This window comes from Ruegeria sp. CDSB114 (assembly GCF_059611025.1).
The window spans coordinates 987,606-1,009,398 of the sequence record NZ_JBXWOT010000001.1 but is presented as its reverse complement, the minus strand read 5'-3'; the positions used below and the strand labels follow the sequence as shown (position 1 = coordinate 1,009,398).

The following is a 21,793-nucleotide window of genomic DNA, read 5'->3' as shown; positions in this document are numbered from 1 at the left end:
TGCCCGGGTCGCAGTACGTGCAGATCGTCGCAGAGTGACAGCCTATCGCAGGCGGGCCAGAAAGGCGGTCAGGTCGTCTGTATGATGGTGGATGTGATCGGCCATGTGCGGTTCGGGCGCGACATGAACCGTGCGCATCCCCATCTCATGCGGGGCCGCCAGATTGCGCGGATCGTCTTCGAACATGGCCGCTTTTTCTGCTTTGATTCCGTCTTGCGCAAAGATGGCCTGGAATGCGGCCTTCTCGGGTTTAGGACGGTATCCCGCATGCTCGACCCCATAGATGGCATCGAACAAACCGCTGAGGCCACGCGCCGCAAGGACGCGTTCGGCATAGGGCGCGCTGCCATTGGTATAGACAATGCGGCGCCCGGGCAGAGCACGAATATGTGCCGCCAGATCCACGTCCGGGTCCATATGGCTCATATCCACCTGATGCACGGCATGCAGGTAAGGGTCGGGATCCAGATCATGTTCGGCCATCAGCCCGGCCAGCGTGGTGCCATATTCGCGCCAGTAATGGGATCGCAGCCGGTCGGCCTCGGCCCGGTCGACGCCGATGGCCTGGACCACATAATCCGTCATCAGCACCTCGATCTGATCGAACAGGCGCATATGCGGCGGGTACAGGGTGTTGTCCAGATCGAACACCCATTGGGAGACATGGCTGAAGGCAGGTTTGACCATGCCTGCCGTTTAAGCCGCGCAGCGCAGGTTTTCAATGCAGTACTTGATTGTGCGCACTGCAGACGGATAGACATGTCCGAACGAGGAGAAAAACAAAAGATGCCCCAATCCAAGCAGTCCAACAGCGACGCCTACAGCCTTATTCTCGAAGCGATTGATGTGGGCATCTACAAGCCCGGTGACAGGCTGGTCGAAAGCGAGCTGGCCGAAAGGTTCGGTGTTTCGCGCACGCCAATCCGCGAGGCGTTGCAGCGGTTAGAGACCCAATCCTTGCTTGAACGCGACGGGCGTTCGCTGATTGTGGCCTCATTGGACCACAATCAGATGGCAGAGCTATATGTCGTTCGCCGTGAACTTGAAGGTCTCGCTGCAAGTTTGGCCGCCAAGCACGCGACCGAGGAAGAGATCAAGGTGCTGCAGGAAATGGTTGCCGAAGATGATGCGCTGGTGGACAATCCAAACGCCCTGTCTCGGGCGAACCGGCGGTTTCACGAACAGATCCATCTGGCCTCGCACAACCGCTATTTGGTGCAACAGCTGAACCTTGTGCACCGTACAATGGCCTTGATGGCAACGACATCGCTTGCGGTTTCCGGGCGCGGTGAGATCGCGCAAAGTGAACACAAAGGCATCGTCGAGGCTATTGCCGCCCGTGACGAGCAAGCCGCGGAACGTGCGTTGAAAGAGCATATCTCGGTCGCTTTCATGACGCGTCTCAAGCAGGATGCGGTTCGTCGCGAAAGCTGACGGTCACATGTCGAAGGCTTCTTCACTAGCTTGACCGTGTTGGGTTTTGTCCCAGAAGAACGGGTTGATAGCCAATTCCCAAAGGGCTTTGTAAGCTGCCAGCACACCCAAGGGGAAATACAACGGCATTGTCGGCACCCACGGCATCAGAAACCGTCTTTCACGGGCGGCGACAGCCAGTATCCCGATGGTCACATTCGTGATTTCTGCAAATACGAATAGAGCTATCAGTATGGTCATGACCTTGCCCGGAATGACGGGATCCAGCGGGCTGGCCAATCCGAATGTGGTAAGCCAGAACAGCCACAAAACCGGGGCCAGCAGGAATTGTCCGACGGTGCCCAGAAAAAACGCCTGAAGCCCAAGGAAGCGCAGCACACCCAGCTCTTTCAGCAGATGGATCGGCGCGCGCATATGGACAAGATATGTGACCATAAAGCCCTTGAGCCATCGTGAACGCTGTTTGACCCAAGGCCAGGCCCGAAAGTTTGCTTCTTCGAAAGTGGCGGTATCAACAATCTCGGTCCGATAACCCGCGCGGCTGAGGCGGACGCCCAGATCCGCGTCTTCGGTCACATTATGGGCATCCCAACCGCCCAGTTCCAACAGCTTTTCGCGACGAAAGAAAAAGGTTGTACCACCAAGTGGAACCACCAGTCCCAACCGGGCAATGCCAGGCAGGATGACCCGAAACCAACTGTTATACTCGATGGTAAAGCAGCGAGACCGCCAGTTGGTGCGCGGGTTGTAATAATCCAGAACGCCTTGCAAGCAGACGACGTCTTCACTGGCTTGGGTGAAATGTCCGACGATGCGTTCGATTTGATCGGGAAGAGGGGCGTCCTCGGCATCCCAAACGCCCAGAATATCACCACGACAGAAATCCAGCGCATAGTTCATCGCGCGCGGTTTTGTCGTCAGCCCGCTTAAAGCCGGTACTTCGATCGTGCGGATCCAACAGGGCAGCTCGATTTTGGCCAGGGTTGCACGGGTTACCATATCCGTTTCTTCCAAAACCAGAATGACGTCCAAAAGAGCTTTGGGATATGTCAGACGTCGCAATCGGCGGATCAGAGCGCCAGCAATCTCTCGCTCTTTGTACAAAGGGACCATGATGGAAACGCGAGGCAGTCGAAGAGGAAGCGTGGTGGTGGTCTGACTGTGGCGTTTTCCTTTGTAACACAGAAACGAGAGCAATCCCGCCAGTCGCAATGTCAGGAATAATACAAGCGACGTAACGGCCAAAACGACCAGAGCCAGCAGCCCCGGAATGGGTTGCGCCAGGAACAGTGTGGCGAGGCCAAGCACTATGGCAATCGGCCCAATACGCGAGTGCCGAGTCCAGGATCGGCAACTCTGAGCTATTGCCACACGGGTTTCAGCCTTTTCAGCAAGGCTTTCCGAGAAAATTCTGGCGATCGCGTCGTCGATCCGGTCCGCATCGGCAAGCACGGGTATGATCGTTTGCTTTTCCTTTGCCAACTGCTTGCGAACTGCGTCGAACTGATCGGGATTGGCGGTAGCGACCAACAGAATGGGACCGATGCGCATCCAGGGAATGATGTTGTGATCCAGCCAAAAGCTGGCGGGACGGGTTTTGCAAAGGTCCGGATTTGGTGGATGCAGATCCAGGTCCGCGATCTGCAATCCTGTTTGTTCAGACAGCGCCGTCAGAACCTCGGACCGATCTACCCAGCCTTCGCCGACCAGGATTTCGCCCAGTGCAACATTTTGTCTGGATTGCAGGTGCAGGGCTTTTTGCAACTGATGGTTCGAAAGTAGCCCGCGGTCGATCAGGCAAGCCCCCAAAGGCTTGCGCACCGTTGTAGAAATCGGCGCGGCCGATGCGAAATGCTGCAGGTTCAGTTCAACCATTCAATCAACCCAGACGTGGTAATCTGCGTCAGGGTGGAGCGATTAAGGTTAATAGGCCGTTAAGACTGTATGATTATGCCTGTGCCTTCCGGGCGGCCATCGCATGCGAGAACCGCTCGAACAGGTAGAAGCTGTCTTGTGGGCCCGGAGATGCCTCTGGGTGGTACTGTACCGAATAGACCGGTCGATCCGTCATGCGAATTCCGCAGTTTGAACCATCAAACAACGAACGATGAGTCTCAACGACACCGTCGGGAAGGGTTTGAGCATCTACCGCAAACCCATGGTTCATAGACGTTATTTCCACCTTCCCAGTCTCGAGATCTTTTACCGGGTGGTTCGCCCCGTGGTGGCCGTGATTCATCTTGACAGTCTGACCGCCAAGGGCCAGCGCAAGCATCTGATGACCAAGGCAAATCCCGAATACGGGTAGGTCGGTGGTGTCCAATACCTCTTTGATCATCGGTACTGCGTATTCACCCGTAGCCGCTGGATCACCGGGGCCATTGGACAGGAATACGCCGTCGGGACTATGGGCCAGAACCTCAGCCGCGGTGGCCGTTGCGGGCAGCACAGTGACATCGCACCCGGTCGAGGCAAGGCATCTCAGGATATTGCGCTTTGCCCCGAAATCCAGTGCCACAACCTTATGTACTGGGGCCTCTTGCCGTTTATAGCCATCTGGCCAGGCCCAACGCATCTCATCCCAGCGATAGCTTTGCGCACAAGTCACTTCCTTGGCCAAATCCATACCTTCAAGCCCGGCAAAGCCACGCGCAGCCGATACCAGAGCTTCGATGTCGAAATTGCCCTCAGGATCATGGGCCAATGCCACATGAGGTGCGCCTTGCTGGCGAATTGCGCGGGTTAACCGGCGGGTATCGACACCGCCAATGGCAATACGCCCACGCTCGGCAAGCCATGATTTCAGCTCTTCAGCAGACCGCCAGCTGGACGGTTCGGTTGGGTCCCATTTGACGACCATTCCGGCCGCGACAGGATCACCGGTTTCGTCATCCTCGGGGTTCACGCCAACATTTCCGATATGAGGGAAAGTGAAGGTCACGATCTGCCCGGCATAAGAAGGATCGGTCATGATCTCTTGATAGCCAGTCATTGCGGTGTTGAAACACAGTTCGGCCACGGTCTGGCCTGTGGCGCCGAAACCGACCCCGTAGAACAGTGTTCCATCGGCCAAAGCCAGACATGCGGTGGGCTTGGACGGGGCGTTCTGGGCCATAGCGCGACTCTCCTGCAGGGTAAATCGGCGCATACCTAAGGGGGTTATGCGCTTGGGTCAAGTGTGTTCAATTTTTGGGCTATTGAGCAATATCAATGACTTAGATGTTGAGGCCCCCGGTTGTATCACGCTTTTTGTTTCGATATGGTCGGGGTTCCTTTTGTCATGGGGATGGACAAACTAAATGGATATGCGATCACGGGTGAATTCCGCCCTGAAGCAAGCAATGAAAGACAAGAACGCCGAGCGTCTGTCGACCCTACGTCTGATCAATGCAGCAATCAAGGACCGGGATATCGCGTCTCGTGCTGCGGTCAACGAGGAAGCCAAGGGTTGCGGTGATGCCGAAGTTCTTGAAATTCTAGGGAAAATGTCCAAGCAGCGTAAGGAAAGTGCGCGTGCTTACGAAGAGGGTGGACGCCTCGATCTGGCGGAGCGTGAACTGCGCGAGATAGAAGTCATAGAAGAATTCCTGCCCGAGCAACTGGACGACGATGAGGTGACGAAAGCCATCCAATCAGCGATTACGGCCACTGGTGCCGGGTCGATCCGGGATATGGGCAAGGTCATGGGTGAGCTCAAGACACGCTATACTGGCCAGATGGACTTTGGGAAAGTTGGGCCCATGGTCAAAGATCAGCTTTGTGCGGCTGCCAGCGGCTGACTGCCGTGACATGCTGAGAGTTTACTGCGCGATTGGTTCGCGCAGTTTTTCTTTGAGGTCATCATATAGCGCAATCCGCTCTTCCTCGGACAGGAATGCGCCGATTTCGACTTCGCGACCTTCACCCTTGAGGGTGACGTAGTTCGGAACCGGGCCGCCGCTCTGATGGATCTCGGGGCGGGCCCAATAGCGATTACAGGCCCATTCCTGCTGCCCCCGTCGCGGGTCATGATGTATCAGATGCGCCTGGGTTCCGGTCAGCGTCAGGACTTCGAATATGCTACGGGCCCGATAGTTTGACCGGAGCGCCAGCCAAAGGCCAATAACTGTTAGCAGCAGGAAGGGCAGCAACCCCCAAAGCAAGGCCGAGCCAAGAACGGCCAAAAGTGGGATCAGCCCGAATAGAAAGACCCCAAACACAACTCGCACCGCCCAATGGCGCGGCAGTGAGTTATGCGGCCACAGGTGCAATTCAAGTTCTGAAGTGGTGGTTTGATTCCATCTGTAGGGCATGGCCGGAAGATAGCCCAAAGCGCGTCCGAGTCGACGCTGAAAATTCAGATGACGTGCCCGACGCGGGCCCACGATAGGGCATCGTCCAGCCGATCATCCCCCCAAAAGACTTCGTTCCCCACAACCAGGCTTGGGGCGCCAAAAATGCCCAGCTTGATTGCGCGTAGTGTTTCAGCCTCAAGTGCGGCGACAATGTCGGGGCTGCGCGCGCGGGACAGGATCAGTCGGGGATCCTGCTGACTGCGGTGTAGCGCTTCGGACAGGGCGGTTTCGCTACCGGCCTCTACACCTTCTTCGAACCAGATCCGATATAGAATTTGCGTAAAGTTCTTGCCCCAGCCTTCTTCCATTCCCAACAGCGCTACTTGATTTGCCAAGGCAAGGTCAGAAATGGGGTAGGGCGCAGGAAGCTGGGCGTGCATATGGTACTTAGCCGCCCGACGCTCAATGTCGCGCCACATATAGGCGGATTTGACGGGTTTCCCTGCAAAGGGGATGTTCTTCTGCTGCGACATAACTGTGCGTACATTGAACGGCCGCCATGTGACGGACGCATCGTGTTCAGAACACCAATCGTCCAGGCGCATGATCGTCAGAAAGCTGTAGGTGCTTCCGATAGAGTACCAGAAATCAAGATCGGGCATATGAACCCTCGGGGTTGCCGATTGTTTTGCCTTTACCAGAGTACCCTATTTTGACCGATCTGGCGAATTTCCGGTGGCACGCCACTTAGAAATGAAAAACCCCGCCAAGTTGGCGGGGTTTTCTGTTGGTTCAGAGGGATCAGTGCGCGTGGCCCTTGTCCCAGTCTTCTTGCTTGGGCAGCTGCTCGAACGTGTGTTCGGGCGGCGGCGAGGGCAGGGTCCATTCCAGCGTATCCGCGTATTCGTTCCACGGGTTGTTCCGGGTCTCACGTGCGCCACGGAACAAGGCGTAGAACACGATACCAAAGAACAGCAGGAACGAGGCGAAGGATACAAAGGCGCCAATCGACGAGACATAGTTCCACTGCGCGAACGCTTCGGGATAATCGATGTAGCGACGTGGCATGCCCTGACGGCCCAGGAAGTGCTGCGGGAAGAAGGTCAGGTTGGCGCCGATGAAGAACAGCCAGAAGTGAACCTTGCCCCAGAACTCTGAATACTGACGGCCTGTCATCTTGGAGAAGTAGAAGTAGATTCCGGCAAAGATCGCAAACACAGCGCCCAGCGACATCACATAGTGGAAGTGTGCAACCACATAATATGTGTCGTGATAGGCGCGGTCGATACCAGCCTGCGACAGAACCACACCAGTCACACCGCCAACGGTGAACAGGAACAGGAAGCCGAAGGCAAACAGCATCGGTGTCTTGAACTCGATCGAGCCGCCCCACATGGTTGCGATCCACGAGAAGACCTTAACGCCGGTAGGAACCGCGATGACCATCGTTGCCAGCATGAAGTAGGCTTGCTGCTGGACCGACATGCCAACTGTGTACATGTGGTGTGCCCACACGACAAAGCCCAGTACACCGATCGCAATAAGTGCCCAAACCATCGGCAGGTAACCGAAGACTGGCTTGCGCGAGAAGGTCGCAATGATGTGGCTGATAAGGCCAAATCCAGGTAGGATCACGATGTACACTTCTGGGTGGCCAAAGAACCACAGGATGTGCTGATACAGGATCGGATCACCACCACCGGCCGGATCAAAGAAGGTGAAACCAAAGTTGCGGTCCATTAGCAACATGGTGATCGCACCTGCCAAAACCGGCAGCGACAGAAGAATCAGCCACGAAGTGATGAAGATCGACCAGCTGAACAGCGGCACCTTGAACAGGGTCATGCCCGGGGCACGCATGTTCAGGAAGGTGGTGATCATGTTGATCGCGCCGAGGATCGAGGAGGCGCCCGATACGTGCACGGCAAAGATCGCAAGGTCCATGGACATGCCGCCCTCGCTCGTCGACAGCGGCGGGTACAAAACCCAGCCGACGCCCGAACCAAGCTGGTCGTTACCACCGGGGCTCAGCAGCGAGGCCACGCCCAGCGAAGTACCGGCGACATAGAGCCAGAAGGACAAGTTGTTCATCCGCGGGAACGCCATGTCCGGCGCGCCAATCTGCAACGGCATGAAATAGTTACCAAATCCGCCGAATAGGGCAGGGATGACCACGAAGAACATCATCAGAACACCGTGATAGGTGATCATCACGTTCCACAAATGCCCGTTCGGAGTGCAGAGCTCGGCACCGCTGCCGAACAAGCGGAACCCTTCCATGCACATGTGCTGTACCCCGGGCTCCATCAATTCGATCCGCATGATAACAGTCATCAGAACCGAGATTAGACCGGCCAGGGCCGAGACGATCAGGTACAGAATCCCGATGTCCTTGTGGTTGGTCGACATGAACCAGCGGGTAAAGAACCCGCGCTGGTCTTCATGGTCGTGACCATGAATGGCTGCGTCTGCCATTAGGTGCCTCCTGTTGCAACTACACCGCGCTGTCGGACCTCTCCAACGCGCGGGATTCCTGCTGGTTTTAGATTGCGTGGGGGCGACCTTCAATGGTCGAGTTTGATCTGGATCAAGATTAATTGTCGCGGGTGCCGGTTGCAGGGCTTCGAAAAAGAGCACAACTTTCGGCAAATGGAGGAGACCGGATGGTTCTGAACTACGTGACAACCGAAAAGGCTCAGGCGGCCACCGGGCTACGCATGATCGTTGTCGGAGGTGTGCCAAGCCCTTGGAGCGAAGCCGCAAAGGGTATTTTTCACGTAAAGCGTCTGCCTTGGCTGCCAGTTTATCTGGACCATCAGGACCGGGCGCAGACCATCTGGGCGCAAACGGACAGCGCACCGGTTGTGTTCTGGAAAGATGAGGCACCGCTTTCCGAAACGGCCGATATTGTCGCCTTGGCACAACGAATCGCGCCTGAACCAGATTTGTTGCCAGCATCAATGGCGCCCGACATTCTCGCCTTCATTGACTTACTTGCGGCCCCAAATGGATTGGGCTGGCAAAGGCGGCTTCAGCAAATCCATGCTGGTATGCGAGGCCAAGAAGGTGGGTTCCATCCCAAGATTGCCGACTATCTTGGCAAGAAATACGGCTATGATACAGAAGCAGGTGAAATGGCTGCCGATCGCGCTGATGGGATATTGAAACGCGTCAGTAGCAAGCTCACAGAAAGTGGTGATTTTCTGTTTGGCAACACGCTCACTGCAGCAGATATTTATTGCGCTGCCTTCATGGCTTTGTTCGCACCGTTGCCGGAAGAGTTGTGTGCTATGCGGCTGAGTACCCGAAGGGTTTTCGAGCATATAACCGACCCTGTGCGGGATACGCTTTCGGCAGGTTTGCTGGTGCATCGGGACAGGGTATACCGCGATTTTCTGGAAACACCCTTGTCGCTTTGATCGCATGTGCATTGCGTCTTGACCGCCAAGATGCGGCACCGCACAAACACCTCATGAAAAACGTCCAAACGGAGGCCGAGTATGTCTGCCTATGATCCCGATAACATTTTCGCCAAAATCCTGCGTGGTGAAATCCCTGCAAACCGGGTCTATGAAGACGACGACACACTGGCCTTCATGGACATCATGCCGCGCACGGACGGGCATTTGCTGGTGATCCCGAAAACACCTTGTCGCAACGTGCTGGATGCCAGCCCAGAACAGCTTGCTTCTGTGATCTCAACGGTTCAGAAGATGGCGCAGGCGGTGAAAGCGGCCTTTGATGCGGATGGCGTCACTATCCAGCAGTTCAACGAGGCTGCAGGTGGGCAAGAAGTGTTTCATCTGCATTTTCACGTTCTGCCGCGGCACGAAGGCGTTTCGATGCGACCACCGGGCAATATGGGTGATTTTGACCTGATCGCTGAACACGCCGATAAAATCAAAGACGCACTGGCCTGATCACCCGCTACAGGATCAGTGCGATCCAAGGCATTTGCTATGGTCGCCAAACGCGTTCAGCACTTCACATACATGGTCGTGGGTGCCGTCACAGGCGGCTGTGATGCGTTCCAGTTCGGCCTCAAGGCTGCGCAGCAATGTTATCCGGTTGCGCAGTTCAGTCAGCTGACGATCCGCGATTTCATGAACATGGTCCAGATCCGCCCCCTGCGCCCCTTCCAAAGAAAGCAACGCCTCGACATCCGGCAAAGGCAGGCCCAGATCACGCGAGTGCCGGATAAATTGGAGGCGTTTCAGAGCAGTCTCGTCATATCTGCGCTGATTGCCCGCCGTCCGATACGGTTTGGCCAACAAGCCTTTTTCCTCATAGAAACGGATCGTGGGCACCTTGACCCCGGTTTGCCGCGACAAATCTCCGATTGAGTACATTTTGTGCTTTTTGCCTCTTGAACCTCTAGTGACTAGAGGAATTACATAAGATGGCAGTTCAAAACAAGGATCTGATCTGCCATGTCACATAACCACACCCACTCTCACATTGATCCGAATGCCGGTGACCGGAGGGTGGTCGGAGCGATCGGCGTCAATATGGTATTGACGCTTGCACAAATAGTGGGGGGCATTTTGTCTGGCTCACTGGCCTTGATCGCAGATGCCTTGCATAATTTTTCAGATGCCATCGCGCTGATCATCGCGTTTTTCGCTCGTAAGATTGCGCGACGCCCGGCAGATCCACGGATGAGCTTTGGTTATGGTCGGGCAGAGGTTGTGGCCGCTCTTGTTAACTACACCACTCTTGTCGTTCTTGCCGTTTATCTGATGTACGAAGGTGTCATGCGGTTTATCGAGCCCGAACCGGTTAATGGCTGGATCGTCGTCTGGATCGCAGCGCTGGCCCTGATCGTCGATCTGATCACGGCTGCCCTGACCTATTCGATGGCAAAGGACAGTATGAATATCAGGGCGGCCTTTCTGCACAATGTGGCAGATGCATTGGGCTCGTTGGCAGTGATCGTCGCCGGAACCTTGGTCATCGTGTTCAACTGGACATGGGTGGATCCCGCCGTAACCATTCTGATCTCGGTCTACATCCTTTGGCATGTGAAATCTGAAATTGGCGAAACCATTCACGTCTTGATGTTGGGCGCACCATCCGACCTTGACCCAGAAGAGGTCGCTTCGATGATCGAGGCCACCGAGGGCGTTGTTTCGGTCCATCACGTTCATCTGTGGAGTATGCAGGAGCATGAACCTGCCCTGACTGCACATGTGGTTGCGACCAGCCACGCAGACGAAGATGCCAGGTGGCTTTCCACAACCATCAAGAATGCGCTGCAGGATCAGTTCGGGATCGGCCATGCAACGCTTGAAATTGAAAGTGGGGAAGAGGTTTGTGGCCATCCGGCCCGGTTTGGACATGACAAACACGAGCACTAGAAAAGAAATTGCCGTTCCGATTTGGGGTCGGAACGGCAGACTCGTAACCAAAACACTTACCTGTTTTCCCAGGGTATACCTGCGATCACCGGCTTAACACACCACTCACTCTAGAACGGTAAATCCATACTAGGCGTTAATGGGACCCAAGTATTCATATTTGTGAAATTTAACTAGATTCCGTCGGAAACCAGACGGACCAATCGGGAATTGTTTCCAAATTTTGAAACAGAGCGGATCTGACGGCAGGATTGTAGTCGGTGCCGGGCTGTTTTTCGATTCGTGATCCGAGTTATTCCGCCCCCGCGGGCCCAAAAACCTCAGCGAAGGTTTTTCTAAGCGCGTTGTCCACATCATCCATCGCGACCGGAAGACCCAGATCGACCAGAGAAGTCACGCCATGGTTCGAGATGCCGCAGGGTACGATCCCAGAGAAATGGCTCAAATCCGGTTCGACATTGATCGAGATGCCGTGAAAGCTGACCCATTTACGCAATCGCAGGCCGATCGCCGCGACTTTGTCCTCGGCTTTTTCGCCTGCTGGCGTCAGCGGCTTGTCATCCCGTTGCACCCAGACACCAACACGGCCGTCGCGGATTTGCCCGGTCACGTTGAACTCGGCCAAAGCTGCGATCACCCAATTCTCAAGCTGCTTTACAAACTTGCGCACATCCCTGCCGCGTTTGTTCAGGTCCAGCATGACATAAGCAACGCGCTGCCCCGGACCATGATAGGTGTATTCACCACCGCGTTTTGACGTATAGACTGGAAATCTGTCCGGGTCTTTCAGGTCTTCGACCTTGGCTGAAGTGCCCGCTGTGTACAGGGCAGGGTGCTCAAGTAGCCAGATACACTCATCCGCCTCACCCGCCGCGATTTCGGCCACGCGCGCCTCCATAAAGGCGATGGCCTCATCATAGTCGGTCAATCCGTCAGTAATCTTCCATTCCATGTCGGCTCCTTAGCGGCTGGATGCATGGATGGAAAGACCTAGGCTGCTTCGGTCAAACAGCGCTGCAGGACCTGTGTATAGCTGTCCGCTCCCTGCGCCCCAGTCAGCAAGTACTTTCCGCCAAACACCATTGCGGGAACGCCGGAAATACCACGACTGGTCCAGTATTGCTGTTTCTCTCGAACCGGCGCGGCATGAGCACCTGATTCAAGCACCCTGCGCGCAGCATTCCGATCCAGACCGGCAGTTTCCGCGGCCTCAAGCAGAACTTCAATATTCGAAACGTCCATTTGCTTGGTGAAATAGGCCTCGAACAAGGCCAATTTCAGTGGATGCTGGCGACCCTGAGCCTCGGCCCAGTCAAGAAGCTGATGTGCAGCAAATGTGTTTACGATGCGACTTTCTTCATCAAAGGCGAAGGTAAAGCCCAAGTCAGCCCCGATTTGCGTCAATCGATCCCGCATCGCTTGGCTTTGTTCCGTCGAGGAGCCGTATTTCTCGGCAATGTGCTCACGCAGGTTCTGACCCTCGGGCGCCATGTTTGGGTTCAATTCGAACGGATGCCAGCGCAGCTTTGCCAGAATATTTTGCTGTTTGAGCGCCAGATCCAACTGCCGGAATCCAACAATGCACCAGGGGCAAACCACATCCGAGACTATGTCGATCTGAACGATGGGGCGAGGGTCGGGCGAGGTCATGGCGGGGCTCCTGACGGGGTCATTTGGACGACAACCTGTTAAAGATAAGAGCGCCGAATGGGAATTCAAACCAACGTGATTTTTGCCTCTTCACATCTTGATCATCAAGGTCTATACGCCCCACTACCAAGTCACTAACAGTGCGGTCGTGGCGGAATTGGTAGACGCGCAGCGTTGAGGTCGCTGTGGGGTAACACCCGTGGAAGTTCGAGTCTTCTCGACCGCACCAAGTGATTGGACTTCATTCTTTTTAGGCCGAAATTCGCGACGCTCTGGGCGCCTTCAATCAACGATGCGAAAGCCGCCCACAAGTAGACAGCTGACAAGGACAGGTAGCTGGATAACTGTCCGATCTTAGAATTCAGGTTGTGGAACTATTCGGCGTCGACTTACCGGGCAGGGACCTGCAATTCAATTCGCCGGAATATCAGCGTGATGAAGCCTGCAATGATCAGATAGATCAGTGCCAACAGCAGCAGCGGTTCATAGACCACGAAGGTGTCCGCCCGAATTCTGGACGACACGGCGTAGATCTCGACCACTGTGATCGTCGCCACCAGCGGGGTTGCTTTCAGCTGCAGGATCGTCTCACCGCCTAGCGTCGGCAGCACGCTGCGAATGGCCTGAGGCAGCCAGATCCGGCGGAACATGGTGAACCGAGGCATGCCAAAGGATTGCGCCGCTTCGAGCTGACCCTTCTTAACGCTGGCAAAGGCGCCGCGCATGATTTCGCCCTCGTAGCCCGCGTAAGACAGGGTCAGGGCCAGAACCGCATAGGGCCAAGCCTGTCGCAGATAGGGCCACAGCTCGCTGCCGCGTATCCATGGAATCTGAGGGAAAAGCGATCCAAGCCCATAGTACAACAGCCAGATTTGCAGAAGAATTGGGGTGCCGCGAATGACGGTGCAGAACACTTTTGCCGGTGCCGAAAGGTACCAGGGACCAATCGCCTGAGCGAGACCCAGTGGAACGGCGAGCAAGAACCCAAGCACACAGGTGACGGCCAACAGCCAAATGGTCCTCCACAGACCTTCAAGCGCCAGCGGGGCATAGGTTGGAATCCAATCCCAGCGCAGTGAGACGGCGCACCAGATAACGAAAGCAGCAAAAAGTGCCATCAGCACGATCCGATGCGGCTGCATGAGTGCTCGCCAGTCCATTATCGGCTTCCTCCCTTCAACGAAGGCTGCCCACGACGGGCCCATTTCTCGATACGCGCGAACACGACACCGGAACAAAGCGTGACGATCAAGTACAAGGCACCTGCAGCAAGGAAGAAGGTGAAATAGGCGCGGGTGCTGGCCGCAGCCTGACGGGTCTCCAGCGTCAATTCGCTAAAGCCGACAATGGCCAGCAGGGCCGTATCTTTAGTTGCAATGAGCCACAGATTGGCCAATCCAGGCGTGGCAAAAGACATCATCGCGGGAATTGTCACCCGCCGCATGAGCAAAAGAGAGGGCATGCCATAGGCACGGGCGGCTTCGATCTGACCAGTAGGAACCGCTTGAATCGCCCCCCTGAGGACCTCGGTCGCATAGGCGCCCTGAACAATGCCCAAAACCCATATACCGGCGACAACGCCGCTGATTTCGACTCGGCCATATCCCATTGCCTGCGATGCCTGGTTGATCAGGTCTGTACCGACGTAATACAGGATAAGGATTAGCACCAGCTCAGGCACGGCGCGCATCACTGTCGTATATATGCCGAGCAGGTCACGCGTAACCGGCCCGCCATATAGTTTTCCATAGGCCCCGAAAAGCCCGATGATCAACCCGAACCCGAACGCTCCAAAAGCGATCTGCAACGAGTTTGCGAGGCCACGCAGAAGGTTGCCGCCCCATCCCGGGGGACTAAGGGCAAGCAACTCCATGCTTTGGGCCAAACCCAGGCTTTCGAGGATAGCTTCCACGGCGAACCTTACTCGCTATAGATGCTGGTTGTGAAATAGCGCGAGGTGATTTCGTCATGCGTGCCATCGGCAAGAATTGCCGCGATACCCGCATTCAGCTTTTCACGCAGCGCATCGTCACCTTTGCGGACACCCGCGCCGACGCCACGGCCCAGGATGGCAACGTCATTCTCGACCGCCCCTTTGATTTCACAACAGGCACCAGTGTCAGAAGAGACAAAATCTGCCATGGCGATGCTGTCGGCCTGGGTCGCGTCGATACGACCGGCGAACAGATCCTGATTTGCCTCGTCCTGCGTCTGGTACACCCGGATTTCTGCGGCATCTTTGAAATGCTCATTGGCATAGGCCTGATGGATCGTGGACGCCTGAATGCCGATGATCTTACCGGCCAGAGATTCTGGTGTCGGTTCAATGTCCATCGACTTGTCGGCGACGATAACGGCCGGAGTGTTGTAGTAAGGATCGCTGAAATCGATCGTTTTCATGCGCTCTTCGGTGATCGACATCGACGCCATCAGGGCATCAATCTGCTGACCGGTCAGTGATGGGATGATCCCGTCCCACGCAACCGGAGTGATCACACACTCAAGCTGGGCCGCGGCACAGACCGCATCAATAACCTCGACCTCCCAGCCGACCCATTTGCCAGAGGCATCCAGCGATGCGAACGGCGGATAAGGCTCGGCGGCGATCCCGATCTTGACTTCATCTGCGCTTGCCGTTCCGGCAGAAAGCACAGCGGCAGCCATGGCGGCCACGATTAGCTTTTTGTTTTTCATTGATATTCTCCCTGTTTGATATTTTGTTTGTTCAGCCGACTGATTTTAGGAATTGTTGCAGCCTTGCGGATTTCGGATTGTCGAAAAGTTCGTCGGGTGGCCCCTGTTCCTCGATCTTTCCTTCGAAAAGATACACAACATGGGTCGCAACCTCGCGCGCAAACTTCATCTCATGCGTGACCAGCAACATGGTTCGGCCCTCGGCCGCCAGATCGCGAATTACGGTCAGCACTTCACCAACAAGTTCAGGATCTAACGCGCTGGTTGGCTCGTCAAACAACATTACGCTGGGATCAACGGCAAGAGCACGCGCAATCGCAGCGCGCTGTTGCTGACCGCCTGACAGAAAGGAAGGGAAGGTATCCGCCTTGTCGCCAAGCCCGACGCGCTCCAGCAACTGGTGTGCGCGCTTGATCGCCTCGTCTCGCGGCACTTTCAGCACGTGAACGGGCACCTCGATGACATTTTCCAGCAACGTGCGGTGGGTCCAAAGGTTGAAGGCCTGAAACACCATTGCCAGTCGGGTGCGGATGCGTTCCAGCTGACGCCGGTCCTTAGGCGTGCCATCCGGGCGCATCTCAATCGGCTCGCCGTTTACGACGATTTCTCCGGAACTGGGCGTTTCAAGGAAATTGATACAGCGAAGGAACGTGGATTTCCCCGAACCACTGCCTCCGATGATGGCGACGACATCACCCTGATGGGCAGTAAGTGAAACGCCTTTGAGAACTTCGAGCGAGCCAAAAGACTTGTGCAAGTCAGTGACCCGAATGGCTTCATCCGGCGTGGTTTCTGGGTCAGCGTTCATTTTGCAGTTTCATCCCTCTCAACCGTTTTTTTACTTGCAGCTTTAGCAAATCCCTACAATTATGCAACTGTATAATTGTAATTTCTGGAAAGATAGATGTCGGATCACGCAACAAAATTCAAGCGAGAACCCGCGGAGCAGCGCAAAGAGGCGTTGATCCAGGCCACGCTGTCTTTGATCGCCGAGCAAGGTTTGCAAGGTGCGACCGTTCGGGCGATTGCCGAGCGGGCCAGTGTAACTCAGGGTCTGATCCGGCACTATTTTTCTTCGAAAGAAGATTTAATTACAGCAGCTTATGACTTTCATATGCGGCGACTGACGGATATGACGTCGGCCCCTGCAGACGGAGATTATAGCACAGCCAGATTGCGGCTGGCGACGTTTGTAACAACCGGGCTGACCCATCCGGTGGTCGATCCGGGGTCAGTGTCCCTATGGGCGGGCTTTTTGAACAAAGTTCTGGCGGACGACAAAATGCAAGCGATCCACGAACAGACATATCGGGATTTTCGTGACCGCTTGGAATCACTCATTGCAGATGCGCTGAACGAGGTAGGCATACCAGCCAGCCCGGCGGAACTGCGCAGGTTGGCTATCGCATGCAACGCCGTGGTCGACGGCTTGTGGATGGAAGGCGGCGCCCTGCCATACGCCTTTGAGCCGGATGAGCTGCCCGAGATTGGGCTTGCTTCGGTTGGGGCAATTATCGGTGTTGAATTGACGGATCTTGAGCAGAGGCAGACATGAAGAAAACAGCGATTACCGAACGCCTTGCCGGCCTGGGTGGCGCCAAATGGGAAGTTTATCTCAAGGCCAAGGAACGTGTCGAGCAGGGGCAGGATATCATCGAATTGACCATTGGCGAGCCGGATGTGCCAACGCCTACCGAACTGGTGGAAAGCGCTGTGGACGCTTTGCGCGCCGGGCGTACCAACTACTCCAATGGGCGTGGTGAGGCTGGACTGCGCTCTGCACTGGCCGACCGTTATTCGGCCAGATCCGGGCGCACGATCACGGATAATCAAGTGTTGTGTTTTCCAGGCACCCAGACCTCGCTTTTTACCGTCCTGATGGGCGTGGCCGAGGCGGGTTGTGAGGTGCTGGTGGGCGATCCAATGTATGCAACCTATCAAGGTGTGGTACGCGCAAGCGGTGCGGATATTGTGCCGGTTCCATTGCGGCCGGAAAACGGTTTTTGTATTTCTGCGGATGATATCGCGGACAGGATTACCGCGAAGACCACTGCGCTTTTGTTAACCACACCGCATAATCCTACCGGGTCGATCCTGACACGCGAAGACATAGACGCAATCGGCAAGCTGGCTATCGAGCATGATCTATGGATCATTTCTGATGAGGTTTATGAAGAACTGATCTTTGACGGATCTGTGTTTACCTCACCCCTGTCGCGGTCCGAGTTGGCGGATCGGGTAATCGTCGTCTCGTCGATATCAAAATCCCATGCCGCCCCCGGATTCCGCAGCGGTTGGTGCATTGGCCCCGAGGAGTTTACCGCGCGCCTTTTGTCGCTGTCGGAAACCATGCTGTTTGGAAATCAGCCCTTCATCGCCGACATGACCGAGACGGCTATTCGCAACGGATCATCCGTGGCCGAAGGCATGGCACAACGGTACGCCCGCCGCGCCCGGATGCTGAACGACAGGCTGCCGAACGAGACACATCTGCGTGTGCATCTTCCACAGGCAGGTATGTTTGCGATGATTGATGTCTCGGCCACCGGGATGAATGGAAACGAGTACGCCTTTCATCTGCTCGAACATGGCAAAGTCGCGGTGATGCCGGGGCCGTCTTTCGGTGACACGGTTGATAACTGGGTCCGTATCGCGCTGACGGTGGACGACGCGATCTTTACCGAAGCCTGTGACCGGATCGTTGCCCACGCGACCCAACTGCAACTGGAAAACGCATGACGAGCATTGGTGAGGCGCTGGTTGATCAACTGGTCAGGCGCGATGTGGATACCGTGTTTGGCATCCCCGGCGTGCATACGGTCGAACTGTACCGCGGGCTGGCCGCATCGGGCATTCGCCATGTCACCCCACGACACGAGCAGGGGGCAGGGTTCATGGCTGATGGTTATGCCAGGGTATCCGGCAAGCCCGGCGTTGCCTTTGTGATTACCGGCCCCGGTCTGACCAATACACTCACGGCGATGGGGCAGGCTCGGGCAGACAGCGTTCCGATGCTGGTTGTGTCTGGGGTCAACACGTTGTCCAGTCTTGGCAAAGGGCTTGGTCACTTGCATGAGTTACCGGATCAACGAGCGATGGCGCGAACAGTCGCTCTGTCATCGGACCGAGTTGAAAAGTCAGTTGAACTAGCAGCCGCGTTGGACCGCGCTTTCGCCATGTTTCAATCCGGTCGCCCGGGGCCAACACATATCGAAATCCCCCTAGACGTTGCGGGGGACGAGTTTGCTGGTCCGACCGATGCTGCGAAAGGTCCCGTCGATAAGTCTCTTGATCCGGCGCTTCTTGACCGTGCTGCCAAGCTACTGGGGTCGGCAAAAGCGCCGGTCATTCTGGTCGGCGGCGGTGCGCGCAGTGTGGGCAGGTCGATCCGGCAGCTGGCCGAAGCGCTGGATGCGCCGGTTGTTCAAACCGTGAATGCGCGCGGGTTGATGTACGATCACCCGTTGAGTGTACCAGCAAGCCCAAGCCTGAATTCAGTGCGTGCTTTGATCGAACAGGCCGACGTGGTTCTGGCTTTGGGGACTGAGCTGGGCCAGACGGACTACGATATGTACGCCACCGGCACGATGGCTGAAATGCCATCCCTGATCCGTGTGGACCTATGCCCCGATCAGCTGAAGCGCCACGCGGCGGACATCGCCATTGTTGGTGATGCGGCAATGGCAGCGGCCGAACTTGTGGATCGGTTTGCCGCATCGCCCAAGTCGGCAAACGGTGCCGCGCGCGCGGCTACTTCGCGGCAGAACGCGGTCGAAGAAATCGGGCCGGAAATGCAGGCGTTACTGGATGTGCTGAACGCCATGCGCGATGCAGTCCCTAACGCGATCATGGTGGGCGATTCTGCTTATCCGATCTATGCAGGAAACCTGTACTACGATCATGATCGGCCTGGCGGGTGGTTCAACGCCGCGACCGGGTTTGGATCGCTTGGATATGGCATACCCGCCGCGATCGGCGCTGCATTGGCGGACTCTGACGCTCCGGTCATTTGTATCGCAGGCGACGGCGGGGCGCAGTTCAGCCTTCCTGAGCTGATGTGCGCCGTTGATGAAAAACTGCCGATCACCTTCGTGATCTGGAACAACCACGGTTATCAGGAAATCGCCACATCAATGCAGGCGGTCGGTGTGACTGTGCTGGGATGCGATCCGACCCCACCGGATTTTGAAAGCGTCGCCCGGTCGTGCGGCATGCCGTTCTGGCGCACTGGCCCCGACCCGTTGGACGTGGCCCAAGCTTTGTCGTCTGCACAATCCCAAGATGGCCCGCGGCTTGTTGAAATCCGCGCGCCCAACCAATCACACTCTTGATGAAAAGTGAGACCGAAAATGACTGACCCGACCTATGAATTCTCTCGTGCGATCACTCGTCGCCCAGCAGCGACCATCACCGATGGTCTGCGTGCCGAAGATATCGGTGCGCCGGACCTAGACCGAATGCTTGCATCTCATGTGCATTATGTCGAAACCCTCAAGAAAACCGGAGCAGAGGTTATCGAACTGGCTTCCCTTGAGACGTATCCGGATGCCGTCTTTGTCGAAGATACCACACTGTGTCTTCCTCAGGGTGCGGTGATGATGCGCCCCGGTGCACCCAGCCGCATGGGTGAGGTGGCCGAGATGGAGCCGACAATCCGCGGCGTTTATGACGAGGTTCGGCAGATCGCTGGGCCCGGCCATATTGAAGGCGGGGACATTCTGGTAACGGGTCGCGAAATTTTGGTTGGCCGGTCAGATCGGACCGATGCGGCCGGTGTCGCAGAGCTGACCGAAATCGTTTCCGACTGGGGTCACACCGTACGCGAGGTTTTTACACCACCGGGTGTGCTGCACTTCAAAACGGATTGTTCGTTGCTGGATGGGGAAACCATCCTGTCCACGAAACGGCTGGACGCATCCGGCTGCTTCGAAGGATATCGGGTTCTGCATGTGGCAGAAGGCGAAGAAGCCGCTGCAAACTCGATCCGGTTCAACCAATTTGTCCTGGCTCCGGCTGGCTTCCCGCATACCACCGAGATGTTGCGCCAGAACGGTTATGATGTGGTCGAAATCGACAATGTGGAATGCGCCAAACTGGATGGCGGAATGTCATGTCTGTCGCTGAGATTCTGACCTGATTCACGACGATTCAGAACCGACTAACCTTGAACCAGCCAAATGCGTCCTGCTGCAGCCAAAGAAAGAGTAGGCGCATTTTGGCGTGATTAAGGTTAGCCGCCTCAACCACTTGGATACTCATTCGAAATAGTATGATCCCTATCCAGTGGGTGTAGCTTTGCACCAGTTTCGCGCAGTATTTCTTTTGCACCCAAATCCCATCTCGCCCGTGCTTGCCGGGTTGTGTATGACTTGGGCAAAGAAGTTATGGCAGGAAATACATGTCTCAGGCGCTCACCGTATTCACGACGATGAAGAACGAAGGCCCCTATATGCTGGAATGGGTCGCATTCCACAAAACACTGGGAGTCGATCACTTTGTGATCTTCACCAATAGCTGTGAAGACGGCACGGATGCCATTGCCCGCAGGCTGCAGGAATTGGGTCTTGCCACACATGTCCCGAACGAGGTCAAAGAAGGGGGAAACCCGCAGCATCAGATGCTACGGCGCGCGCGGCGTCAGCCCAAAGTGAAAGAGGCCGACTGGCTGATGTGTCTGGATGTTGATGAATTCTGGAACATCCGCTGCGGTGACAACAGCTTTGCGGCGCTGATCGCAGAAACCGAACAGCGGGCCGGAAAGCCGGTGGATGCGATCTCATTCGCGTGGAAATTGTTTGGTAGTTCGGGGAATATCAGCTTTGAAGACAAACCTGTGACCGAGTCCTTTTCGATGGGGGATCAGGAATTCCCGTATCATTCCGGCCGGGCCTATGGTCTGAAAACCCTGTTTCGTAACAACGGAAAATTTACGCGGTTCGGCCCGCATCGCCCGAAAGGGGTCGAAGAAGGGAAAGAAAGCGAAATCGCGTGGTCCGATGCCGGTGGCAGGCTGTTTCCGTCCGAGAAGGTCGGGTGGCGCGCATGGCGGAAATTTGATCATTCTCTGGGGCGGATTCATCACTATTCCGTCCGGTCTTTGGATGGGTTTCTGGTCAAAAGGGATCGGGGCCGGACCAATCATATCCGCGTAGACCAAGGGCAAGCCTATTGGCAGGACATGAATGCCAACAAAGAAACAGATCACTCGATACTGCCAGCAGCGCATCGCGCGGCCCCATTGCTGGCCGAACTGAAAGCCGATGAAGAACTCGGCCGCCTGCACGCGAAGGCATGTGACTGGCATCGCGCCAAGATATCAGAGATCAAGTTGCGGCCTGACTGGGTGGATTTCCGCCTCTGGCTTGCGGAAAATCTGGTCTGATC

General features: G+C 56.0%; 23 protein-coding genes and 1 tRNA gene. 11 read left to right on the top strand and 13 right to left on the bottom strand.

The window, feature by feature from the left end; genetic code table 11:
• Nucleotides 1-42: 42 nt before the first annotated feature.
• Complete coding sequence (locus AC2FIP_RS04935; protein WP_142634490.1) at nucleotides 43-687, bottom strand: pyrimidine 5'-nucleotidase; 645 nt, start codon at nucleotides 685-687, stop codon at nucleotides 43-45.
• Between the two features lie 99 nt (nucleotides 688-786).
• Between AC2FIP_RS04935 and AC2FIP_RS04930 the strand changes: the two genes are divergently transcribed.
• Nucleotides 787-1,434: a GntR family transcriptional regulator gene (locus AC2FIP_RS04930; RefSeq protein ID WP_142634488.1), complete on the top strand. Its 648-nt coding sequence runs from the start codon at nucleotides 787-789 to the stop codon at nucleotides 1,432-1,434.
• Between the two features lie 3 nt (nucleotides 1,435-1,437).
• Here the strand turns inward: AC2FIP_RS04930 and AC2FIP_RS04925 are convergent, their stop codons facing one another.
• Both AC2FIP_RS04925 and carA read right to left on the bottom strand, forming a co-directional pair.
• Nucleotides 1,438-3,309, bottom strand: coding sequence for a glycosyltransferase (locus tag AC2FIP_RS04925; protein WP_496785377.1), 1,872 nt, complete (start codon nucleotides 3,307-3,309; stop codon nucleotides 1,438-1,440).
• Nucleotides 3,310-3,382: 73 nt separating this feature from the next.
• On the bottom strand, nucleotides 3,383-4,549 hold the full coding sequence (gene carA, locus AC2FIP_RS04920; RefSeq protein WP_496785376.1) for a glutamine-hydrolyzing carbamoyl-phosphate synthase small subunit: 1,167 nt from the start codon (nucleotides 4,547-4,549) through the stop codon (nucleotides 3,383-3,385).
• 184 nt (nucleotides 4,550-4,733) lie between these two features.
• Between carA and AC2FIP_RS04915 the strand changes: the two genes are divergently transcribed.
• Nucleotides 4,734-5,213, top strand: a complete 480-nt coding sequence (locus AC2FIP_RS04915) for a GatB/YqeY domain-containing protein (RefSeq protein WP_142634482.1) — start codon at nucleotides 4,734-4,736, stop codon at nucleotides 5,211-5,213.
• Nucleotides 5,214-5,234: 21 nt separating this feature from the next.
• Here the strand turns inward: AC2FIP_RS04915 and AC2FIP_RS04910 are convergent, their stop codons facing one another.
• The 3 genes from AC2FIP_RS04910 to ctaD form a co-directional block, all read right to left on the bottom strand.
• The gene (locus tag AC2FIP_RS04910) at nucleotides 5,235-5,726 is read right to left on the bottom strand and encodes a DUF2244 domain-containing protein (protein ID WP_496785375.1); all 492 of its coding nucleotides are present in this window, start codon (nucleotides 5,724-5,726) and stop codon (nucleotides 5,235-5,237) included.
• A 44-nt stretch (nucleotides 5,727-5,770) separates the two neighbouring features.
• Nucleotides 5,771-6,370, bottom strand: coding sequence for a 2-hydroxychromene-2-carboxylate isomerase (locus AC2FIP_RS04905; protein ID WP_142634478.1), 600 nt, complete (start codon nucleotides 6,368-6,370; stop codon nucleotides 5,771-5,773).
• A 139-nt stretch (nucleotides 6,371-6,509) separates the two neighbouring features.
• Nucleotides 6,510-8,183, bottom strand: coding sequence for a cytochrome c oxidase subunit I (gene ctaD / locus AC2FIP_RS04900; RefSeq protein WP_142634476.1), 1,674 nt, complete (start codon nucleotides 8,181-8,183; stop codon nucleotides 6,510-6,512).
• A 188-nt stretch (nucleotides 8,184-8,371) separates the two neighbouring features.
• On the opposite strand from ctaD, the gene AC2FIP_RS04895 reads away from it, so the two are divergent.
• A complete protein-coding gene (locus AC2FIP_RS04895) occupies nucleotides 8,372-9,127 on the top strand; it encodes a glutathione S-transferase family protein (RefSeq protein ID WP_496785373.1) in 756 nt (251 codons plus the stop codon).
• An 81-nt stretch (nucleotides 9,128-9,208) separates the two neighbouring features.
• Entirely contained in the window at nucleotides 9,209-9,628 is a 420-nt protein-coding gene (locus AC2FIP_RS04890) for an HIT family protein (protein WP_496785372.1), read from the top strand.
• Nucleotides 9,629-9,643: 15 nt separating this feature from the next.
• Here AC2FIP_RS04890 and AC2FIP_RS04885 read toward each other — a convergent pair whose 3' ends face one another.
• Nucleotides 9,644-10,057: a MerR family transcriptional regulator gene (locus tag AC2FIP_RS04885; protein WP_281972282.1), complete on the bottom strand. Its 414-nt coding sequence runs from the start codon at nucleotides 10,055-10,057 to the stop codon at nucleotides 9,644-9,646.
• An 81-nt stretch (nucleotides 10,058-10,138) separates the two neighbouring features.
• Here AC2FIP_RS04885 and AC2FIP_RS04880 point away from each other — a divergent pair, with 81 nt between their 5' ends.
• Nucleotides 10,139-11,065, top strand: a complete 927-nt coding sequence (locus AC2FIP_RS04880; protein ID WP_282021359.1) for a cation diffusion facilitator family transporter — start codon at nucleotides 10,139-10,141, stop codon at nucleotides 11,063-11,065.
• Nucleotides 11,066-11,357: 292 nt separating this feature from the next.
• Here the strand turns inward: AC2FIP_RS04880 and lipB are convergent, their stop codons facing one another.
• Together lipB and AC2FIP_RS04870 are read right to left on the bottom strand one after the other, a co-directional pair.
• Complete coding sequence (gene lipB / locus AC2FIP_RS04875) at nucleotides 11,358-12,017, bottom strand: lipoyl(octanoyl) transferase LipB (RefSeq protein ID WP_496785371.1); 660 nt, start codon at nucleotides 12,015-12,017, stop codon at nucleotides 11,358-11,360.
• A 38-nt stretch (nucleotides 12,018-12,055) separates the two neighbouring features.
• Nucleotides 12,056-12,715 carry a DsbA family oxidoreductase gene (locus tag AC2FIP_RS04870; RefSeq protein ID WP_496695071.1) on the bottom strand — a complete coding sequence of 220 codons (660 nt, stop codon included), beginning with the start codon at nucleotides 12,713-12,715 and terminating at the stop codon, nucleotides 12,056-12,058.
• Nucleotides 12,716-12,857: 142 nt separating this feature from the next.
• Between AC2FIP_RS04870 and AC2FIP_RS04865 the strand changes: the two genes are divergently transcribed.
• Nucleotides 12,858-12,944, top strand: a tRNA-Leu gene (locus tag AC2FIP_RS04865).
• A 160-nt stretch (nucleotides 12,945-13,104) separates the two neighbouring features.
• Here AC2FIP_RS04865 and AC2FIP_RS04860 read toward each other — a convergent pair.
• From AC2FIP_RS04860 to AC2FIP_RS04845, 4 genes are read right to left on the bottom strand one after another with little or no spacing between them, the layout of a single operon-like run.
• Nucleotides 13,105-13,875: an ABC transporter permease gene (locus AC2FIP_RS04860; protein WP_496695073.1), complete on the bottom strand. Its 771-nt coding sequence runs from the start codon at nucleotides 13,873-13,875 to the stop codon at nucleotides 13,105-13,107.
• Nucleotides 13,875-14,588, bottom strand: coding sequence for an ABC transporter permease (locus tag AC2FIP_RS04855; protein WP_496696079.1), 714 nt, complete (start codon nucleotides 14,586-14,588; stop codon nucleotides 13,875-13,877). The genes AC2FIP_RS04860 and AC2FIP_RS04855 overlap by 1 nt, the downstream gene beginning before the upstream one ends.
• A gap of 47 nt (nucleotides 14,589-14,635) precedes the next feature.
• Nucleotides 14,636-15,409 (bottom strand): transporter substrate-binding domain-containing protein, encoded by a 774-nt coding sequence (locus AC2FIP_RS04850; RefSeq protein ID WP_496785370.1) that lies wholly within the window; start codon nucleotides 15,407-15,409, stop codon nucleotides 14,636-14,638.
• Between the two features lie 31 nt (nucleotides 15,410-15,440).
• On the bottom strand, nucleotides 15,441-16,217 hold the full coding sequence (locus tag AC2FIP_RS04845; protein WP_142634458.1) for an ABC transporter ATP-binding protein: 777 nt from the start codon (nucleotides 16,215-16,217) through the stop codon (nucleotides 15,441-15,443).
• A gap of 96 nt (nucleotides 16,218-16,313) precedes the next feature.
• On the opposite strand from AC2FIP_RS04845, the gene AC2FIP_RS04840 reads away from it, so the two are divergent.
• The 5 genes from AC2FIP_RS04840 (at nucleotide 16,314) to AC2FIP_RS04820 (ending at nucleotide 21,791) form a co-directional block, all read left to right on the top strand.
• Nucleotides 16,314-16,964: a TetR/AcrR family transcriptional regulator gene (locus tag AC2FIP_RS04840; RefSeq protein WP_271946462.1), complete on the top strand. Its 651-nt coding sequence runs from the start codon at nucleotides 16,314-16,316 to the stop codon at nucleotides 16,962-16,964.
• Nucleotides 16,961-18,148 (top strand): pyridoxal phosphate-dependent aminotransferase, encoded by a 1,188-nt coding sequence (locus tag AC2FIP_RS04835; protein ID WP_496785368.1) that lies wholly within the window; start codon nucleotides 16,961-16,963, stop codon nucleotides 18,146-18,148. Before AC2FIP_RS04840 ends, AC2FIP_RS04835 begins: the two co-directional genes overlap by 4 nt.
• Nucleotides 18,145-19,740, top strand: a complete 1,596-nt coding sequence (locus tag AC2FIP_RS04830; protein ID WP_496785367.1) for a 5-guanidino-2-oxopentanoate decarboxylase — start codon at nucleotides 18,145-18,147, stop codon at nucleotides 19,738-19,740. Before AC2FIP_RS04835 ends, AC2FIP_RS04830 begins: the two co-directional genes overlap by 4 nt.
• A gap of 18 nt (nucleotides 19,741-19,758) precedes the next feature.
• Nucleotides 19,759-20,541 (top strand): dimethylarginine dimethylaminohydrolase family protein, encoded by a 783-nt coding sequence (locus AC2FIP_RS04825; RefSeq protein WP_496785366.1) that lies wholly within the window; start codon nucleotides 19,759-19,761, stop codon nucleotides 20,539-20,541.
• 266 nt (nucleotides 20,542-20,807) lie between these two features.
• Nucleotides 20,808-21,791 (top strand): glycosyltransferase family 2 protein, encoded by a 984-nt coding sequence (locus AC2FIP_RS04820; protein WP_496709303.1) that lies wholly within the window; start codon nucleotides 20,808-20,810, stop codon nucleotides 21,789-21,791.
• The last annotated feature ends 2 nt before the right edge of the window (nucleotides 21,792-21,793 follow it).

What these genes read in the sequence shown, in the direction of transcription:
- AC2FIP_RS04935 (WP_142634490.1), bottom strand. Translation starts at nt 687, where the DNA reads ATGGTCAAACCTGCCTTCAGCCATGTCTCCCAATGGGTGTTCGATCTG.
- AC2FIP_RS04930 (WP_142634488.1), top strand. Translation starts at nt 787, where the DNA reads ATGCCCCAATCCAAGCAGTCCAACAGCGACGCCTACAGCCTTATTCTC.
- AC2FIP_RS04845 (WP_142634458.1), bottom strand. Translation starts at nt 16,217, where the DNA reads ATGAACGCTGACCCAGAAACCACGCCGGATGAAGCCATTCGGGTCACT.
- AC2FIP_RS04925 (WP_496785377.1), bottom strand. Translation starts at nt 3,309, where the DNA reads ATGGTTGAACTGAACCTGCAGCATTTCGCATCGGCCGCGCCGATTTCT.
- ctaD (WP_142634476.1), bottom strand. Translation starts at nt 8,183, where the DNA reads ATGGCAGACGCAGCCATTCATGGTCACGACCATGAAGACCAGCGCGGG.
- AC2FIP_RS04870 (WP_496695071.1), bottom strand. Translation starts at nt 12,715, where the DNA reads ATGACCTCGCCCGACCCTCGCCCCATCGTTCAGATCGACATAGTCTCG.
- AC2FIP_RS04910 (WP_496785375.1), bottom strand. Translation starts at nt 5,726, where the DNA reads ATGCCCTACAGATGGAATCAAACCACCACTTCAGAACTTGAATTGCAC.
- AC2FIP_RS04820 (WP_496709303.1), top strand. Translation starts at nt 20,808, where the DNA reads ATGTCTCAGGCGCTCACCGTATTCACGACGATGAAGAACGAAGGCCCC.
- AC2FIP_RS04890 (WP_496785372.1), top strand. Translation starts at nt 9,209, where the DNA reads ATGTCTGCCTATGATCCCGATAACATTTTCGCCAAAATCCTGCGTGGT.
- AC2FIP_RS04850 (WP_496785370.1), bottom strand. Translation starts at nt 15,409, where the DNA reads ATGAAAAACAAAAAGCTAATCGTGGCCGCCATGGCTGCCGCTGTGCTT.
- AC2FIP_RS04840 (WP_271946462.1), top strand. Translation starts at nt 16,314, where the DNA reads ATGTCGGATCACGCAACAAAATTCAAGCGAGAACCCGCGGAGCAGCGC.
- AC2FIP_RS04855 (WP_496696079.1), bottom strand. Translation starts at nt 14,588, where the DNA reads ATGGAGTTGCTTGCCCTTAGTCCCCCGGGATGGGGCGGCAACCTTCTG.
- AC2FIP_RS04905 (WP_142634478.1), bottom strand. Translation starts at nt 6,370, where the DNA reads ATGCCCGATCTTGATTTCTGGTACTCTATCGGAAGCACCTACAGCTTT.
- AC2FIP_RS04895 (WP_496785373.1), top strand. Translation starts at nt 8,372, where the DNA reads ATGGTTCTGAACTACGTGACAACCGAAAAGGCTCAGGCGGCCACCGGG.
- lipB (WP_496785371.1), bottom strand. Translation starts at nt 12,017, where the DNA reads ATGGAATGGAAGATTACTGACGGATTGACCGACTATGATGAGGCCATC.
- AC2FIP_RS04915 (WP_142634482.1), top strand. Translation starts at nt 4,734, where the DNA reads ATGGATATGCGATCACGGGTGAATTCCGCCCTGAAGCAAGCAATGAAA.
- AC2FIP_RS04825 (WP_496785366.1), top strand. Translation starts at nt 19,759, where the DNA reads ATGACTGACCCGACCTATGAATTCTCTCGTGCGATCACTCGTCGCCCA.
- AC2FIP_RS04880 (WP_282021359.1), top strand. Translation starts at nt 10,139, where the DNA reads ATGTCACATAACCACACCCACTCTCACATTGATCCGAATGCCGGTGAC.
- AC2FIP_RS04835 (WP_496785368.1), top strand. Translation starts at nt 16,961, where the DNA reads ATGAAGAAAACAGCGATTACCGAACGCCTTGCCGGCCTGGGTGGCGCC.
- AC2FIP_RS04860 (WP_496695073.1), bottom strand. Translation starts at nt 13,875, where the DNA reads ATGGACTGGCGAGCACTCATGCAGCCGCATCGGATCGTGCTGATGGCA.
- carA (WP_496785376.1), bottom strand. Translation starts at nt 4,549, where the DNA reads ATGGCCCAGAACGCCCCGTCCAAGCCCACCGCATGTCTGGCTTTGGCC.
- AC2FIP_RS04885 (WP_281972282.1), bottom strand. Translation starts at nt 10,057, where the DNA reads ATGTACTCAATCGGAGATTTGTCGCGGCAAACCGGGGTCAAGGTGCCC.
- AC2FIP_RS04830 (WP_496785367.1), top strand. Translation starts at nt 18,145, where the DNA reads ATGACGAGCATTGGTGAGGCGCTGGTTGATCAACTGGTCAGGCGCGAT.